A 773-nucleotide genomic window follows, 5' to 3' on the forward strand; every position below is an offset into this window, starting at 1 on the left:
CTGGCTTGCCGACCTCCGAGTTGTGCCGGAAGCACGGGCTGAGCCCCGCGACCTTCTACAAGCTGAAGGCCAAGTATGGCGGGATGGACCTGTCCGACGCTAAGCGGCTGAAGCAGCTCGAAGACGAGAATGCGAAGCTGAAACGCCTGCTGGCGGATGCCATGCTCGATAACGTGGTTCTGAAAGATCTGTTGGGAAAACCCTGACGACACCGATGGCGCGGCGGGACGCGGTGCTGCGGGCGATGCGAGATCATCCGATCTCCCAACGCCGGGCCTGCGTCCTGATCGGTGTCGATCCGAAGACGGTGCGGCGTGACAGGCCGCCCGACAACCCGGAAATCCGTGAGGAGATGCACAAGATCGCCGAGAAGCGCCGTCGCTTCGGCTATCGGCGCGTGGGCATCCTGCTGGAGCGCAAGGGCATGATCATGAACGGAAAGAAGCTCTACCGGATTTACCGGGAGGAAGGGCTCTCGGTGCGTCGCCGTCGTGGCCGCAAACGGGCACGCGGCAGTCGGACACCAATGCCGATGCCGCTGCGCCCGAACCAGCGGTGGTCCCTAGACTTCCTGTCCGACACGTTCGGGGCATGCCGCAAGTTCCGCATTCTGGCGGTCAACGACGATTGCTGCCGCGAGAACCTGGCGCTGATCGCCGACACGAGCATATCGGGGGCGAGGGTGGCGCGGGAACTGGATGCGCTGGTCAGGATTTACGGAAAACCAGCCTGCATCGTCAGTGATAACGGGACCGAGTTCACCAGCAAGGCGA

The 773-nt window shown here is 63.1% G+C and carries 1 pseudogene; it reads left to right on the forward strand.

Annotation, left to right across the window (positions count from 1 at the left end):
* Positions 1-773, forward strand: a pseudogene (locus tag FL625_RS18010) (IS3 family transposase); the annotation flags it as partial.

It is taken from the genome of Tabrizicola flagellatus (assembly GCF_008271465.1).
Classification (GTDB): domain Bacteria; phylum Pseudomonadota; class Alphaproteobacteria; order Rhodobacterales; family Rhodobacteraceae; genus Tabrizicola; species Tabrizicola flagellata.